Annotated in this window: 14 protein-coding genes; 6 read left to right on the forward strand and 8 right to left on the reverse strand. The window is 58.7% G+C overall.

Annotation, left to right across the window (positions count from 1 at the left end; all coding sequences use genetic code 11):
• Positions 1 to 26 precede the first annotated feature (26 nt).
• The 4 genes from EXN68_RS20240 to EXN68_RS20255 all read right to left on the reverse strand — a co-directional run bounded on the left by EXN68_RS20240 (position 27) and on the right by EXN68_RS20255 (position 4134).
• Positions 27 to 2009, reverse strand: coding sequence for an amidohydrolase (locus tag EXN68_RS20240; RefSeq protein ID WP_142842551.1), 1983 nt, complete (start codon positions 2007 to 2009; stop codon positions 27 to 29).
• Positions 2009 to 2299 (reverse strand): XapX domain-containing protein, encoded by a 291-nt coding sequence (locus EXN68_RS20245; protein WP_142842552.1) that lies wholly within the window; start codon positions 2297 to 2299, stop codon positions 2009 to 2011. Before EXN68_RS20245 ends, EXN68_RS20240 begins: the two co-directional genes overlap by 1 nt.
• Positions 2300 to 2365: 66 nt before the next feature.
• Complete coding sequence (locus tag EXN68_RS20250) at positions 2366 to 3058, reverse strand: hydrolase (RefSeq protein ID WP_142842553.1); 693 nt, start codon at positions 3056 to 3058, stop codon at positions 2366 to 2368.
• A 143-nt stretch (positions 3059 to 3201) separates the two neighbouring features.
• A complete protein-coding gene (locus tag EXN68_RS20255) occupies positions 3202 to 4134 on the reverse strand; it encodes a VOC family protein (protein ID WP_142842554.1) in 933 nt (310 codons plus the stop codon).
• Positions 4135 to 4252: 118 nt separating this feature from the next.
• Between EXN68_RS20255 and EXN68_RS20260 the strand changes: the two genes are divergently transcribed.
• Positions 4253 to 5152, forward strand: a complete 900-nt coding sequence (locus tag EXN68_RS20260) for a LysR family transcriptional regulator (RefSeq protein WP_142842555.1) — start codon at positions 4253 to 4255, stop codon at positions 5150 to 5152.
• 50 nt (positions 5153 to 5202) lie between these two features.
• On the opposite strand, the gene EXN68_RS20265 is transcribed toward EXN68_RS20260, so the two are convergent.
• The 4 genes from EXN68_RS20265 to EXN68_RS20280 all read right to left on the reverse strand — a co-directional run bounded on the left by EXN68_RS20265 (position 5203) and on the right by EXN68_RS20280 (position 9523).
• On the reverse strand, positions 5203 to 6708 hold the full coding sequence (locus EXN68_RS20265; RefSeq protein WP_142842556.1) for an HAL/PAL/TAL family ammonia-lyase: 1506 nt from the start codon (positions 6706 to 6708) through the stop codon (positions 5203 to 5205).
• Positions 6701 to 7531, reverse strand: a complete 831-nt coding sequence (locus tag EXN68_RS20270; RefSeq protein WP_142842557.1) for a quaternary amine ABC transporter ATP-binding protein — start codon at positions 7529 to 7531, stop codon at positions 6701 to 6703. Before EXN68_RS20270 ends, EXN68_RS20265 begins: the two co-directional genes overlap by 8 nt.
• A complete protein-coding gene (locus EXN68_RS20275) occupies positions 7524 to 8381 on the reverse strand; it encodes an ABC transporter permease (protein WP_142842558.1) in 858 nt (285 codons plus the stop codon). Before EXN68_RS20275 ends, EXN68_RS20270 begins: the two co-directional genes overlap by 8 nt.
• Before the next feature lie 104 nt (positions 8382 to 8485).
• Positions 8486 to 9523 carry an ABC transporter substrate-binding protein gene (locus EXN68_RS20280; protein WP_142842559.1) on the reverse strand — a complete coding sequence of 346 codons (1038 nt, stop codon included), beginning with the start codon at positions 9521 to 9523 and terminating at the stop codon, positions 8486 to 8488.
• A 636-nt stretch (positions 9524 to 10159) separates the two neighbouring features.
• Between EXN68_RS20280 and hutC the strand changes: the two genes are divergently transcribed.
• The 5 genes from hutC to EXN68_RS20305 all read left to right on the forward strand — a co-directional run bounded on the left by hutC (position 10160) and on the right by EXN68_RS20305 (position 15825).
• Positions 10160 to 10900 carry a histidine utilization repressor gene (hutC, locus tag EXN68_RS20285; protein ID WP_142842560.1) on the forward strand — a complete coding sequence of 247 codons (741 nt, stop codon included), beginning with the start codon at positions 10160 to 10162 and terminating at the stop codon, positions 10898 to 10900.
• 329 nt (positions 10901 to 11229) lie between these two features.
• Complete coding sequence (locus EXN68_RS20290) at positions 11230 to 11727, forward strand: Csu type fimbrial protein (protein ID WP_142842561.1); 498 nt, start codon at positions 11230 to 11232, stop codon at positions 11725 to 11727.
• Positions 11728 to 11748: 21 nt separating this feature from the next.
• Positions 11749 to 12468 carry a fimbrial biogenesis chaperone gene (locus tag EXN68_RS20295; protein ID WP_142842562.1) on the forward strand — a complete coding sequence of 240 codons (720 nt, stop codon included), beginning with the start codon at positions 11749 to 11751 and terminating at the stop codon, positions 12466 to 12468.
• Complete coding sequence (locus tag EXN68_RS20300; RefSeq protein ID WP_142842563.1) at positions 12440 to 14878, forward strand: fimbria/pilus outer membrane usher protein; 2439 nt, start codon at positions 12440 to 12442, stop codon at positions 14876 to 14878. Before EXN68_RS20295 ends, EXN68_RS20300 begins: the two co-directional genes overlap by 29 nt.
• Entirely contained in the window at positions 14875 to 15825 is a 951-nt protein-coding gene (locus EXN68_RS20305) for a Csu type fimbrial protein (RefSeq protein WP_142842564.1), read from the forward strand. The genes EXN68_RS20300 and EXN68_RS20305 overlap by 4 nt, the downstream gene beginning before the upstream one ends.
• Positions 15826 to 15836 lie beyond the last annotated feature (11 nt).

Raw genomic sequence — 15836 nt, forward strand, 5'->3', positions numbered from 1 at the left:
TCGATCTGGCATTCAGCGGGTCGGGCTTAAACCGCCCAGCACGAGCAGCCAAGTGCTCCGAAAAAGCCCTTCAGATCGGCGATGGGCAGTTTCGATGTCCAGGCTCCGGCATGGTCGTGGCCATGCACACCGCAATCACTGGCGCAGCCGCAGGACGTGATTGCCGCCCGTCGCAACGAGTTCTTTCCAGCCCCTTGCGGCTCACCCCAGGCGGCATAACCGCCGAAAGCGCGAACGGGCGACCAGTCCGGCATGGCGGGAGGTACGTCGTTCTCATCGAGTGCCCTGAAATCACCGGCACCATAGACGATCTTGCCGCCAACCATGGTCAGCTCGGAGGTGAGGAAGGAAATTTCATCCTCGGCACAGGCGAAATAATCCTTGTCCGGCACCACCAGATCGGCGAACTGGCCTTTTTCGATGCGGCCCTTTTTGCCCTCCTCGTTCGAGAACCATGTGACTTTTTCGGTCCACATGCGCAGTGCCGTTTCACGATCGAGGCAATTGGCGCGTGGATAGAGCTGCATGCCGCCGACGGTCTTGCCGGTTACCATCCACGAAAGGGAAACCCACGGATTGTAGGAGGCGACACGGGTGGCATCGGTACCGGCAGAAACATTGACGCCCTTGTCGAGCATTTTCCGGATCGGTGGCGTCGCCTCGGCAACTCCCTGTCCATACCGTTCGACGAAATATTCGCCCTGATACGCCATGCGGTGCTGGGTGGCGATGCCACCACCAAGCGCTGCGATGCGATCGATGGAGCGGTCCGAGATGGTTTCGGCATGGTCGAAGAACCAGTTCAGGCCCTCAAGCGGAATGTCCCGGTTGACCTTTTCGAAGACATCCAGAGCCCGCGAGATCGTCTCGTCATAGGTGGCGTGCAGACGCCAGGGCCAGCGGTTCTCCGCAAGAATTCGGACGACGTCTTCCAGTTCGCCTTCCATTTCCGGCGGCATGTCCGGTCGTGGCTGGCGGAAATCCTCGAAATCGGCAGCGGAAAAGACCAGCATCTCACCTGCACCATTGTGCCGGAAATAGTCATTGCCCTGCTTGTATTTGACCGAAGAGGTCCAGTTGAGGAAATCCTCCTTTTCCTGCTTGGGTTTCTGCGTGAAGAGGTTGTAGGCAAGACGCACGGTCATCTGGCCTTCGTCGGAAAGCTTCTGGATGACCTCATAGTCATCGGGATAATTCTGGAAACCGCCACCCGCATCGATCACGCCGGTCACACCCAGCCGGTTCAGTTCACGCATGAAATGACGGGTGGAGTTGACCTGATAATCGAGCGGCAGCTTCGGTCCCTTGGCGAGCGTCGAATAGAGGATGCCGGCATTCGGTTTGGCGAGCAGCATGCCCGTGGGATTGCCGTTCGCATCGCGAGTAATCTCGCCGCCGGGCGGGTTTGGCGTATCCCGCGTATAACCAACGGCGCGCAGCGCAGCACCATTCAGCAGCGCCCGATCATAGAGATGCAGCAGGAAGACCGGCGTATCTGGAGCCACCGCATTGATTTCCTCAATGGTCGGCAGGCGTTTTTCGACGAATTGATGCTCGGTGAAGCCGCCAACGACGCGCACCCATTGCGGGGCAGGCGTGATCGCCACCTGACGTTTCAGCATGTCCATGGCGTCCGCCAGCGAGCGCACGCCATCCCAACGCAGTTCCATGTTGAAGTTCAAGCCGCCGCGAACGACGTGAGTGTGATTGTCGATCAGGCCGGGCAGCACGCGTTTACCGTTCAGATTGATGACTTTCGTCTCCGGCCCGGCGAGCGCCATGACATCGGCGTCGGTTCCCACTTCAACGAACAGACCATCCTTGATGGCAACTGCCGTTGCATTCGGATTGCCGCGGTCAAGCGTCGTCAGGCGGCCGTTGTGAAGAATGGTGTCGGGATACATGGAATAAACTCCGGTCTGAATGGGATCAGCGGCCTTGGCCGGTGAAAAGAGATGCGGAAAGGCTAGGCTCGATGCCGCGCCAAGAAAGGTGCGTCGCGTCGGCATCAGCTTCTCTCCCCATCCACAGGCTGTTTCGCTCTGGCGAGATCCACGGTCTCTCCGCTGCCCTTCGGCATATGGCCGAACATATGCGGCTTGATCTGATTGATCCACGAAACGGCGGCCGGTTCCTTGCCGATGATCGACCTTGCAAAAGGAATGACCTGTTCCCCAAGCAATATGCCAAGCAGGCCGACAAGAGCGATGATGGGCGGCGCAGGTGAACGCACATTGAGCAGGCTGTAAACAATGCCGACCAGCAGGCCGGCGCCAAGCGACAGAAGATAGACTTTCATGGGAACCTCCTAGATGGATGAAAGCCGCACCGGAGGGGACATCGATCCTTCCGGTGCGGCGAAAGCTTATTTTTGGGCTGGGTTGGGGCCGATGCGCTTGCCGTGTTTGACGCGTTCTTCACCGCCATGGACGTGGGTGACGGCATAGTCGATGCCCATGCCATAGGCGCCGGAATGTTCCTTCACCAGCGAGGTGACGGCGTCATAGGTTTCCTTGCGTGCCCAGTCGCGCTGCCATTCAAGCAGCACCTGCTGCCAGGTGACCGGGATGATGCCGGCCTGCACCATGCGGTCCATCGCATATTTATGCGCATCGACAGAGGTGCCACCGGAAGCATCCGCCACCATGTAGATCTCGTAATCCGCGACATCGTGGAGCGCCGAGAGCGCGAAGGTGGTGTTGCAGACTTCCGTCCAGAGGCCGGAAACGACGATCTTCCTGCGGCCACCGGCAGCGTTCTTCGCCAGGGCGTCGCGGACATTCTGGTCATCCCAGGAATTCATCGAGGTGCGCTCGAGGATATCATTCTCCGGGAAAACCGCGAGCAATTCCGGGAAGGTGTTGCCGGAGAAGCTTTCCGTTTCGACCGTCGTGATGGTCGTCGGGATGTTGAATATCCGGGCAGCTTTGGCGAGGCCGACGACATTGTTCTTCAGGGTCTGACGATCGATCGATTGCACACCGAAAGCCATCTGCGGCTGCTGGTCGATGAAGATCAACTGGCTGTTGGCGGGGGTCAGGACTTCGAGCTTGGACATTTTCGTTCTCCGTTCAGGTGGTGATTGCCGATCTGCGGCGGTGGAAATTGACGAGGCTTCGCCAGTGGACTGCCCGGCGCGGGCAGCCATCTTTAAAAGGCGTGAATGTGTATCGGTCAGTCGGTGCGGATCAGCGATCCGTCTCAGGCGGCAAGCGGAACCAGGCTCGCCTCGATCTTGTTGCGGAACGGCTCATACCGGTTCGGCAGCTTGAGTGCTTCGCCAAGATGCGCGGTATCCTCGTCCCGGTCGAAACCCGGTTCATTGGTGGCGATCTCGAACAGGATACCGCCCGGGGTGCGGAAATAGATCGCCCAGAAGTAATCGCGGTCGATGACCGGGGTTACCTGATAACCGGTATCCATCAGCGCCTTACGCACTTCGAGCTGCTTTTCGCGGTTCTCGACCGCAAAAGCGATGTGGTGCACCGAACCGGCTCCGGGGCGGGCAAAGGGTGTCTTCGGCAGCGCCGCCAGATCGATCGTATCCGCGCCATTGCCACCGGGAATGACGAAACGCGTCACGTTCCCTTCAACTTCGGCCCGCTCATAACCCATGAAACGCAGAAGCTCCTCGGTCGCAGCCGTGTCGTGAAGATTGAAGCGCGCGCCGGTGAAACCGCGTATGGCGTTTTCTTCTGATATGCCTTCGGCCAACCAGCCAGCACGTGCATCATTGCCGGTTTCGATCAGCGCGAGACCGTCGCCATCGGGACCGGTGAAGCGCAGGCGATTGTCGCCGAAAACCGTGTCGGCCTGAATGCCGGCGGCACCTTTGGCAATGAGACGATCTTTCCAGAAGCCGAGCGAACCCTTCGGAATGGAGAACTGGGTCTCGCCCACCTCACCGACACCGGGACGACCGGCCATCATCTGGGCGAAGGGAAAATAGGTCATGACCGTGCCGGGCGTTCCCGTTTCATCACCGTAATAAAGATGATAGACGCTGGGCTCATCAAAGTTGACGGTCTTCTTTACCCGGCGCAGGCCGAGCGTTTCGGTGAAAAAACTGTTATTCTGCCGTGCATCCGACGCCATGGAGGTAACGTGGTGCAGGCCCTTGATATCCTTGATCATCGTCGGCGCCTTTCTTCGTTGGTGTGTCCGTTTCGATGACAAAGATATACGCCGCTTGATTGCATCGAAGAATTGCAATATTTCTTGCGACTGAATTGCGGTTTTTGAAATAATAGAGATGAACGACCACAAAGCTCTCAAAACCTTTCTGATGGCGGCCGAAAAGCGCAACTTCGCGCAGGTGGCCCGCGAACTGGGCATGACGGCAGCAGCCGTCACCCGCGCCATTGCCGCGCTTGAATGTGATCTCGGCGTGCAATTATTCGTCCGCACCACCCGTCAGGTGTCGCTGACGACCGACGGAGCCGTTTTCGCCGCGCAGATTCAGCCGGCAATAGAAGCGCTCGAAAATGCCCGGCGCGACGTCAGGAATGCTCACAAGGCCGATCAGGGAAGACTGAGGATCAGCGCGCCGACATGGCTCGGGAAAACCGTTTTGCCACCGATACTCTCGGGTTTCCGGGAACTTTACCCGAAAATGTGCTTCGAGATTTCGCTATCCGATGGTTTGGTCAACATCGTCGATGACGACTACGACCTCGCGATCCGCATTTCGTCTGCCCCATCAGACAAATTCACCATCTGGCGCAAGATCAGGGCCGTGCCGAGAATATTGGTGGCGGCGCCGGGCAGCCGGTTCACACAAATGGAACATCCAGGCGAGCTGACGCCCGACGATTGCCTTGCCTATAGCGGTGAAAGCCGGCGGGAGAACTGGGTCCTTTCGGATGGCGGATCAAGCATCACGATTTCCGCCGGCCGCAGATTCAGCGCCAATAATGGCGAGGTTCTGGCAGATTTGGCGGCGGATGGTGCCGGGGTGGCCATGTTGCCGGGATTTCATATCGCCGAACATATCCGTAGCGGCCGGTTGACACATGTTCTGCGCGGCTGGTCGCCGCCGGAACTCTGGCTGACGCTCTATTATCCGCCCTACCAGAAGCTGCCGCCCCGCATCGCGACCTTCTCGAGGTTTTTCGAGGAGCAACTGCCCGCGCATATGGTGATGCTGGATTGAAGACGACGCCGGTGGACAAGATTCGTCACCGGCGGCGCATCACCCGATGCTTATGACAGATGCTCAATCCCGGCACCCGTTGTACGCAGCAGCTTTTCCACCATGGCAAGCAGGGAATTGAGCGGCCGGTCATCGCGGTAAAAGGGAACGTCTGCGCGAAGACGCCGGTAGAGGGCCTGGGTGCCAGGCGCCATGCCGGCGTCTCCAGGCTGCATGTCATAAGCCTGCGCCGCACACATGATCTCGATTGAAAGAATCGTTTCCAGATTGGCGATGATGGAAAGCGCCTTGTCGGCCGCCGGCGTGGCATGAGTGAGAATATCCTCCTGCAAGGCAGAGGTAATGCCGCCATCCAGACTGGCGGGCGCAGCCAGCCGCCGGTTTTCCGCCACCAGCGCCGCTGCCGTATATTGAATGATCATGAAACCGGAGCAGACACCGCTGCCTTCCGCCAGAAAGGCCGGCAGGCCGCTGACCAGCGGATTGACGAGACGGTCGATCCGGCGCTCCGCAATGCTTGCCAGTTCTGCAGCGGCTACGGCCAGACCATCCATGGCAAGCCCCAATGCCGCGCCAACCGCATGGGCCTGCGAATGCACCTGCGGCATATCAGGCGAACCGGCAACCACCGGATTGTCCGTAACACTTGCCAGTTCGCGATTCACCACTTCGCCGATCTGAGCGACGCTGTCACGGATCGCACCATGGATTTGCGGCACGGCGCGAAGACTGAGCGGATCCTGCGTGCGCGATCCCGCCGAGCGCGCCAAGAGGGGACTATCCGCCAGCAGACGGCGGAGATTGTTCCCAACGGCCTGAAGCCCAGGAGATGTGCGCAGAGCAAGCGGCGCTGCCGAAAAAGGATCGGATTGCGCGCCCAGATTTTCATAGCTCATTGCCGCCGCCGCATCTGCCCAGTCCAGCAGATTTTCCATTTGCGACAGCGCCAGGCAGGCAAGTCCGGTGGCACAGGGCGTTCCGTTGACGAGGCTCAGCCCTTCCTTTGCCAGAGGCACAAGCGGAGAGAGACCGACAGCCCCCAGCGCCTGCCGGCCGGAAAGCCTTTCGCCATCACGCACCGCTTCGCCTTCGCCGATCAATACCAGCCCGATTGCCGCAGCATGGGTGAGATATCCGACCGAACCGCGTGAGGGAATGACGGGCAAAACATCCGCATTCAAAAGCGCCAGCAGCGCCTCGACGGTTTCCACGCGCACGCCGGAAAAACCATGGGCGAAATTGACGATCTGCGCGGCCATGATCGCACGTGTCTGCTCTCGACCCAACGGTTCTCCGACCCCGCAGGAATGACTGAGCAGGATGTTTCGCGACAGTGCCTGTTGCCGATCCCTGTCCACGATCACATCGCACAGGGCACCGACACCGGTATTGATGCCATAGCCGCGCACGCCTTTCGACACCAGCGCCTCGACAATGTCACGCGCGGCGGCGATACGCTTCCACGCGGCATCGGCAAGCTGCAGTCGCGCGCCTTTTGCCACCATGGCAACATCCCGCCACGAGATGCCCCGATCGATGATAACGCTCTCAATCATGATGGGCGACCGCCGCACCCGTGCGGCGCTGCACGAAGCGGGCGACATAATCATTGGCGGGGCGATTGAGAATATCGTCCGGCGTTCCGACCTGCACCAGTTTCCCGTCCTTCAGAATCGCGATCTGCGCACCGATACGCAGCGCCTCATCAAGATCATGCGTGATGAAGACGATGGTTTTCGAGAGATTCTTCTCCAACTGCAGAAGCTGATCCTGCATATCGGCGCGGATCAGCGGATCGAGAGCGGAAAATGCCTCATCCATCAGAATAACGTCGGTATCGGCAGCGAGAGCCCGCGCAAGGCCGACACGCTGCTTCATGCCGCCGGAAAGCTGATGGGGCATCTTGTTTTCATAGCCGGCAAGCCCGACGGTCTCGATCCATTGCATGCCGATCGGGTTTGCTTCCGTCTTTGAGAGGCCGCGTACACGCTGGCCATAAACGACATTCTGCATAACCGTGCGGTGTGGCATGAGGCCGAAATTCTGGAACACCATGCTGACACGGCGATTGCGGAAATCCCGCAGGTCCCTGGCGTTGAGATCAAGCACATTGCTGCCGCCAACCAGGATTTCACCGCTCGTCGGTTCGATCAGGCGGTTGATATGGCGCACAAGCGTCGATTTTCCGGAACCCGACAGCCCCATGATAACGAAGATGCGGCTGCCGGCAATATCGAGGCTGACATCGTCGAGGCCGACGCTGCAACCGGTCTTGGCCAATATTTCAGCCTTGTCGGCGCCGTCTTTCGTCATGGCGAGCGCGGCTTTCCAGTTGCCGCCGAAAATCTTGGAAACGTTACGGATTGCGATATCAGTCATCGCCGCGCTCCTTCCGGCTGGATTGGCCGAAGCCCTGCGTAATACGGTCGAGGACGATGGCGAGAATGACGATGCCCAGACCTGCCTCGAGACCCTTTCCGACATCCAGTGTCTGAATCCCGTTCAGGACCTGTTCGCCCAGACCACGCGCGCCGATCATCGAAGCGACCACCACCATGGAAAGAGCCATCATGATCGTCTGGTTCAGGCCGGCCATGATCGTGGGTGTGGCCAGCGGTAGTTCGACGCCGAACAGGATCTGCGACGGGCTGCTGCCGAAAGCGGTTGCCGCCTCCACCACTTCGCGATCCACCTGGCGTATGCCGAGATCGGTCAGGCGGATCAGCGGTGGCACGGCGTAAATGATGGTCGCGAGCACCGCCGGCACCTTGCCGAGGCCGAAAAGCATGATTGCCGGGATCAGATAAACGAAACTCGGCATTGTCTGCATGACGTCGAGGACAGGCAGCGTGATACGCCGCATGATCTGGCTCTTGGCGAGCCAGATGCCGACCGGAACACCGATGATGATGGAAATCAGGCTGGCGATGAGCATCAGCGCCAGCGTCTGCATCGTCAGGTCCCAAAGCCCGAGGGCGCCGACGACGAGCAGCATGACCCCGACCATGACGACAAGCGAGATCTTGCGCGCGGCAAACCATGCGAGCACCAGGAAGGCAAGCAGGACCAGCCACCATGGCAGGCCGCGCAATATCCATTCCATGAACAGGATAACCTGCAGAATGGTCTGCGAAATAGCCTTGAAGACGAAGCCGTAATTGACCACCAGCGACTGGACGAAGTCGTTGATCGGGCCACGAATGGAAATATGAAGAGTTTCAGGAAACATCGGGTGGCGTCCTCGCACTTTGCCGTCTTCCGTCCCCGACGGTCACGGCTCTGACGGGAAAAGAGAAAAGCCGCATGCCAATCCGGCATGCGGCCCCGTGATTACTACTTGATCGCGGCTTCGATACGGGTCTTGGCCTCTGGCGACACCCATGCGCCCCAGATGTCGCCCTTGGTCTTCAGGAAGCGCGTCGCTGCGGCCACTGCATCGGCCTTTTCGTCAACCATATAAGCGAGGCTGGAATTGACCTCTTCGAGCGGGAAGGTCGCCTTGCCGAGGATTTCGATGATATCCGGCGCGGCCTTCGCGAAGTCGCTGTTGACGCCATAGGCGACCTCAACCGCCGGGAAAGCGCATCCGGCCTCCCGCTTGCCATCGGCGCTTGTCAGGTCCTTCCAGCAGGCTTCGGTGTAGGCCGGCTCGGAAAGCTGCACGAGCTTGTATTTGCCCATGATTGCGGTCGGGCTCCAGTAATAGAACAGCAGCGGCTCACCCTGAAGATAGGCGGCGCTGATCCCCGCATCCAGCGCTGTACCAGTGCCCGGGCGGAAGTTCACGTAGGTCGTGTCGAGCTTGTAGGCCTGAAGCTTGGCGGTATTGACACCCTCACAGGTCCAGCCCGAAGGGCAATTGAGAAAACGTCCCTTGGACGGCTCTTCAGGATCCTGAAAAAGGGCGGCGATCTTCGGATCGGAAAGCTGCTCGACACTTTTCAGGTCGGGGGCCTTTGCCTCTATGCCCTTTGTCGCGTCACCCTTGATCAGATATTCAGGAACGAACCAGCCTTCGGAAGCGCCGACGAAGGTCTTGCCGACCGAGGTAACCTGTCCTGCGGCAGCGGCCTTGTTCCAGACGTCAGACCGGCCGATCCATTCCTCGGCAAAAATCTGGACGTCGTTATTGGCCGTGGCCTGTTCCAGGGTCACCGAATTGCCGGGAATGGAATCGACCTTGCAATCATATCCCTTCGACAGGATGGCCTTCATGACTTCGGTGATGAAGGCGCCGCTTTCCCAGTCGATGCCAGCGAAAGTGACAGTCTTTCCCTCGCCGCAATAGCTGGCTGCATGGGCCGAGCCCAAGGGCAGCGCCGCAAACAGGGCCGTGGCGGCGAGCGCGAATTTAAATTTTGTATTCAACATCTTATTCCCCTTTTTGATTGATGGTTGGCATGCTGTCGGCACAAATTCATGCGGTGCCGGCGCAGGATCTCCCTGAAAATATAATGAAGGAATGTCGACCTTTCGCCCGGTCAGCGGGGCTGTTTGGCGCAGGTCCGATCAAGACACCTACCCCCTGCCGGCAACGAAAATAGCTCTCCTTAAGTTCACTATACAACTTTACGAAATCGGCTTTGATGGCGGAGAATGGCGGCAAGCAGGAAGGGCGATGAAAGAGCGCCTGGAGAACCGGCACCGCTCGAACCCTGAACGCGGCCAATCCAGCTGTCTCGCGCCGAAACATATGCGGCCGCCTGCAAACCAATAAAGCCGTAAACGGTTCATAACCACGCATTCACAGCCCTTTCTCCCGATATCGGCGAGCCAGACTGCATTCCCCTTTCGGAGCGGGTCGGCACGCAAACATCCTCACTTCAGCCACTTACGAGAAAAATGCGCCTGCAAAAGATCGACTTCTCAAGTCCCATCGATGTTTCACAAGTTGTATATGTAACTTTGCATGGTTTTAGGAGACAAGCAAGCGCAAAGATGATATTTTGCATGCGTCCGAAATGCTGGTTATATTTTAGGCAGCATGCCGATTTTCAGGGAGTTTAAATGCCGTCCGTGATCGAAAGCGACCTCGCAACTTCCAGCGAGTATCCTTCTCTGCCGCTCTATGAGCGTGTGAAAACGCAAATCAAGGCAAAGATCGCAAGCGGCGAGTGGCCCCTTCACCACCGGGTTCCTTCCGAGAACGAGATGGTGGAGATGCTGGGCGTCAGCCGGATGACGGCAAACCGTGCCCTGCGGGAGCTTGCGACCGAAGGTGTCATCGTGCGTGTTCAGGGACGCGGCTCATTCGTCGCATCAAAAAAGAGAAGCGCCGCGATGATGGGTGTGCGCAACATCGCCGACGAGATCAAGGAACGGGGCTCCTCCCACCAGGCCAGCCTGATCCTGGCGCAGACCGAAGTATGCGGTCCCGATCTTGCCTCGGCGCTGGAGATCGACGTTGGCGCTACGATTTTCCATTCGATCATCGTTCATCACGAAGACGACGTGCCGATCCAGCTGGAAGATCGTTTCGTGAATGCCGCGGTCGCCCCGGACTATCTGCGACAGGACTTCAGCTTGACGACGCCAAATGCCTATCTGACGGCATTGGCGCCAATTTCCCGGACCGAACAGTTCATCGAGGCAGCAGCGCCCCAGCCATGGGAATGCAAGTTGCTGGCGATCGGCCGTCACGAACCCTGCCTGCAGGTTCGGCGACGGACATGGTCTTCAAGCCGTGCGGTAACATCGGTACGGTTATTATATCCCGGAAGCCGCTATCGACTCGAAAGTCAGGAATAAGGGCTCCCTATATGGCCATCGGCCAAAGGTCACAATCTGGCGTCTTCATCCAAGTGTGCACCATCACATCCAACCTCACTGCGAGGAAATGGACAAGCCACTGATTATCTGAATTTTTTCGAGGATTTATCTATTCTCTCATCCGCGAATACCACAGAATTTATGGTTGTACTTTATACTGTATTTCATCCTGTAGTTTTCTAGGCCCCGCCGTTAAGGATTTGTTAACCAAATCGAAGCGAGTATTAGATTATTCTAATTACCCGCTATTGGGGTGATCCTGCGTTGTGACCGAGGAAATCTGCAGCGCAGCCGCTTGGGGAGAGAGCATGAAGTTCGCAACATCAGGCTACCTATTATCACTTGTGGCGTTCGCCCTTGCGCCGTCATCAGGCATGGCGCAGGTCGCCACTTCAAACTTCACGGTACAGATCACCATTCAGGCAGCATGCCAGATCAACTCGGCCGGTAATCTGAATTTCGGCACCAATGGTGTCATCAGCAACAATATCGACGCGACCAGTCAGGTCGTCGTTCAATGCACCTCCAGCACACCCTTCAGCCTTGGCCTGAGCGCCGGCGCCGGTTCGGGCGCCACTGTCGCCAGCCGCCTGATGACGTCCCCGGCGGGCGCCACCATTGCATATTCACTCTATACGACTGCGGCACATACCACTGTGTGGGGCAACACCGTGGGGACGGATCGCCAGACAGGAACGGGAACCGGAGCGCCGCAAACATTCACGGTCTATGGGCGCGTACCTGCCCAGACGACACCTGCGGTCGGCGTCTATACCGATACGGTGACGGCCACGCTCAATTACTGATCGCCATAGGGAGGATCGCGCATGCGTCTTTTTACCTTAGCGGCTGCGTTTATTGCCGGTTTGAGTGTCTCACCTTCACACGCCGCATCTTTGCGGGTTTCACCAGTCATTCTGGATTTAAGGGCGCCGGCGGCGGCGTCCAGCCTGCGCATATGGAATGATGCGAAAACACCGATCAACGTTCAGGTCAGGATATTCCGCTGGACCCAGCAAAACGGCTCGGACGTCTACACCGCGGCGGAGGACGTCGTCGCCAGCCCGCCGATGACGCAGCTGAAGCCGGGCGCCGAGAACCTTATCCGGATCGTCCGGCTTTCCAAAACACCCATCAGGGCGGAAGAGAGCTACCGCGTCATCGTGGATGAATTGCCCGCTGCGGGAAGACCCCAGTCCGGCACGGTCAGTCTGGTCGTTCGCCACTCCATCCCGGTTTTCTTTTCGCCCGCTTCCACAGGCGATGCCGAGCCGGTCTGGTCGATAACGCCACAGGGCAAAGGTTACAGGGTATCCGTTTCCAACAATGGTCAGAAACGGATACGCATCGCCAATCTGAAAGTTCTGGGTGGCAACGGGCAAGCAATTGCCCAGCAACAGGGCCTGGTGGGCTATGTGCTTGGCAAATCCGGCGCAAGCTTTCTTGTTCCGGCAACCGGCAGCAAAAAAGCTGGTGGCACACTGAAGATTTCGGCTGAGAGCGAAGGCGGCCCCGTCAATGCGACGGCGCGCGTCAACGGCGGCTGACCTTGCCGTTTTGACGATTGCAGGTTTGACGATCTTTTCATCGAGCAGTTTATCCGTGGCGCAGGATTTGCCCCCTGCGACGCCGCCCACTTCTTTTGCTGCAAAAGAAGCCGGGCAATTGCAGCTCGAAGTCTACATCAATGATGTTTCAACGGAACTGATCGCCACATTTCGTCAAAACGACGCCGGGTCGCTTCTTATCGAACCGGAACAGCTGAAAAACATCGGGATTTCTCCGGTTGAGAGCGCGGCAGGCGATGATGGCTGGATCGATGTCTCCAGGCTGCCGGATGTGGTGACGCGTTATGATGAAAGCACGCAGTCGGTCCATTTCACCCTGCCCACGGCGGCTCGGGCGAGCAAGGTCATTGACGCATCCGGCAGGAGCGTCGAGGAGGAAGACGAGGATGTGCAGGACAAGGCCACTGGCGATTTTGGAGGTCTGGTGAACTACACGATCTACGGCTCGTCCGGCGGCAACAAATGGTCGGATCTGACCGACTTCAACGGTGTCTCCGCCCTTTTGGAAAGCCGGGTGTTTGGCCCGCTGGGCGTGCTGTCTTCGTCTCAGGTCCTGAGCACATCCCGCCTGTCGCAATTCGACACTCAGCGCCTCGACACCACCTGGAGCTACTCCGATGAGGACAGCCTGACGACATACCGGGCCGGAGACCTGATTACCGGGGGGCTGAGCTGGACACGTCCAACGCGGTTGGGCGGCGTGCAGATCCGCCGAAACTTCGATCTACGGCCGGATATCGTCACCATGCCAATGCCTGAATTCGCAGGCTCCGCCGCGGTGCCCTCCACCGTCGATGTCTATGTCAACAATATCCGCCGCCTGTCGCAGGATGTTCCCGAGGGACCATTCTCCATCACCAATCTTCCGGTCATCAGCGGCGCGGGCAATGCAAGACTGGTAGTGCGGGATGCGCTGGGGCGTGAAACCGTGTCCGAAACGCCTTTTTACACCTCGCCGGATCTGCTCGCGAAGGGTCTGATCGATTTTTCGGCCGAGCTTGGCTTTGCCCGGCGCAATTACGGCACCTCGTCTTTCGATTATGATGACAGGCCACTCGGCTCGGCGACGGTGCGTTATGGATTGTCGGACGGGTTGACGCTGGAGGGCCACGCCGAAGGCGGTGAGGATTTCTACAATATCGGCTTCGGCGGCGTCTTCACGCTTGGAGCCCATGGACTGGCGGCGATTTCGGGCGCATCGAGCCGATTTGGCGCGGAAAGCGGTTATCAGCTTTCCGCAAATGTCGAAGCCGAATTGCTTGGAGTACGGTTAAACGCCCGCTCGCAACGGACGTTCGGCGACTATAACGATATGGCATCCGTTTCCGCCGATACATCAAAAGTCCGCACGATAGCCGGCCTGCTCAGTGCGCGGCCACCGCGCGCGCTCGACCAGATTTCCGTGTCCACGCAACTCGGCTTCGATGAGACGAGCCTTAACTTCTCCTACACACAGCTGGAAACCTTCGATGAAAGAAAATCCCGGCTGCTTGGCCTTTCCGCCACGCGGCCCTTCGGCGAAAACGGCAATATCTTCATCACCGCTTATAAGGACCTCGAGGACAGCAATTCCTATGGCATCTATGCCGGCCTCTCCTGGTCGTTCGGCGGCGGCGTCTCCGGTTCGGCCGGCATGTCCTCCGATGCGGACGGATATTCCATGACGGCGGAAGTCGGGAAATCCGAGGAACAAGCGGAAGGAAGTTATGGCTGGCGCCTGCGCGGTTCGATGGGCGGCAACGATATCGCCTCCGCCTCCGGCAGTTATCGCGGCAGCGTCGCGCGCGTGTCGGCCGGCGTCGATCAATTCAACCGCACGACACAGGCCTATGCCCAGATCGACGGATCAATAGCGCTGGCCGGCGGCGATGTCTTTATTGGAAACCGGATCGATGACGCCTTCGCCGTCGTGGATGCCGGCGCGCCTGGCGTCGATATTCTGCTGGAAAACCGACCCATCGGCCAGACGAACCGACGCGGAAAGATACTGCTTCCGAACCTGCGGTCCTATGACGTCAACAACATCACGCTGGACCCCAGCAATCTTCCCGTCGATGCCCGCATCGACACGACAAAACAAACCGTCAAACCGACAGAACGCGCCGGAGCAGTCGTCAACTTCAAGGTGGAAACCGAGGGGCAGGTGGCGCTGGTGACGCTGAAGGATGAAAGCGGCCAGTTTATCGAAACCGGATCGACCGGCAAGATCGACGGTGAGCGTGACTTCATCGTCGGTTATGACGGACAGGCCTATCTCGATAATATCGGCGAAACACATCGGCTTTCCATCACGCAACCCACAAAGGGAGAGTGCGAAGCGCAGATTACCGTCTCCCCTGCCGCCAAGACACGCGCCACCCTTGAAACCACATGCAGGAGCGTTCAATGAAGGTTCTGACCCGCGCTGCGCTTGCCATCGCCGCTTTCCTGTCCGGGACACCGGTTCTGGCGCAAAGCTGCAGCTTCAGCATGTCGGACATGAGTTTCGGCTTCGTCAACCTTACAAGCGGCAGCGCCGTGGATACCACCGCCACATTGTCGGTGACCTGCTCCAACCCTTTGTCGCTGGCGCTTTCAATCCGCATCTGCCCCAACATCAACGCCGGTAGCGGCGGGCAATCGGGCGGCATCCGACGGATGCTGCAAGGTAGCAACGTCCTCAATTATCAGCTGTACCAGAACTCAGGTCGCACAACGCCCTGGGGATCGGTCACCCAGCCCGCGCTTGGATCACCTCCGCCCATCGATATGGCGCTGCCCCTCCTTCTCAACAGCACAACCCGTACCGTTTACGGCAGGATTACCGCCGGTCAGGCCGCTGCCGCCCGTGGACCCTATCTCTCCAGCTTTGCCGGTGCCGAGACCAGCTTCACCTATACGTCATTTCTTTTATTGGCACCGAACTGCTCCGACATAACCCAGAACCCGACACAGGTGCCCTTCAATGTTACAGCTGCGGTCTCGCCGACCTGCATTGTGTCGGCGCAGAACATCAATTTCGGTAGTCATGGCGTTCTCAATACCGCGGTCGATGCGACGGGGGCCATCGGGCTCACCTGCACCAGCAACCTGAATTACAGCGTCGCGCTCAACGGCGGCCTGAGCAACAGCCCGCCGGCGTCGCGCCGGATGGTGCTGGCTGGCGGATCGATAACCTACGGGCTCTATCGCGACGTCAACCGCACGAATGTCTGGGGAAGTGCGGCCGGCCAAATCACCACCGGCACCGGAACCGGTACCCTGCAGACACTGACCGTCTATGGACGCGTCCCGGCGCAGAATACACCGGCACCGGGAGTTTACAGCGATACTGTCGTTGTGACGGTCAGTTACTGAGCGATGTATCC

This window comes from Martinezella rhizogenes (genome assembly GCF_007002745.1).
Classification (GTDB): Bacteria; Pseudomonadota; Alphaproteobacteria; order Rhizobiales; family Rhizobiaceae; genus Agrobacterium; species Agrobacterium cucumeris.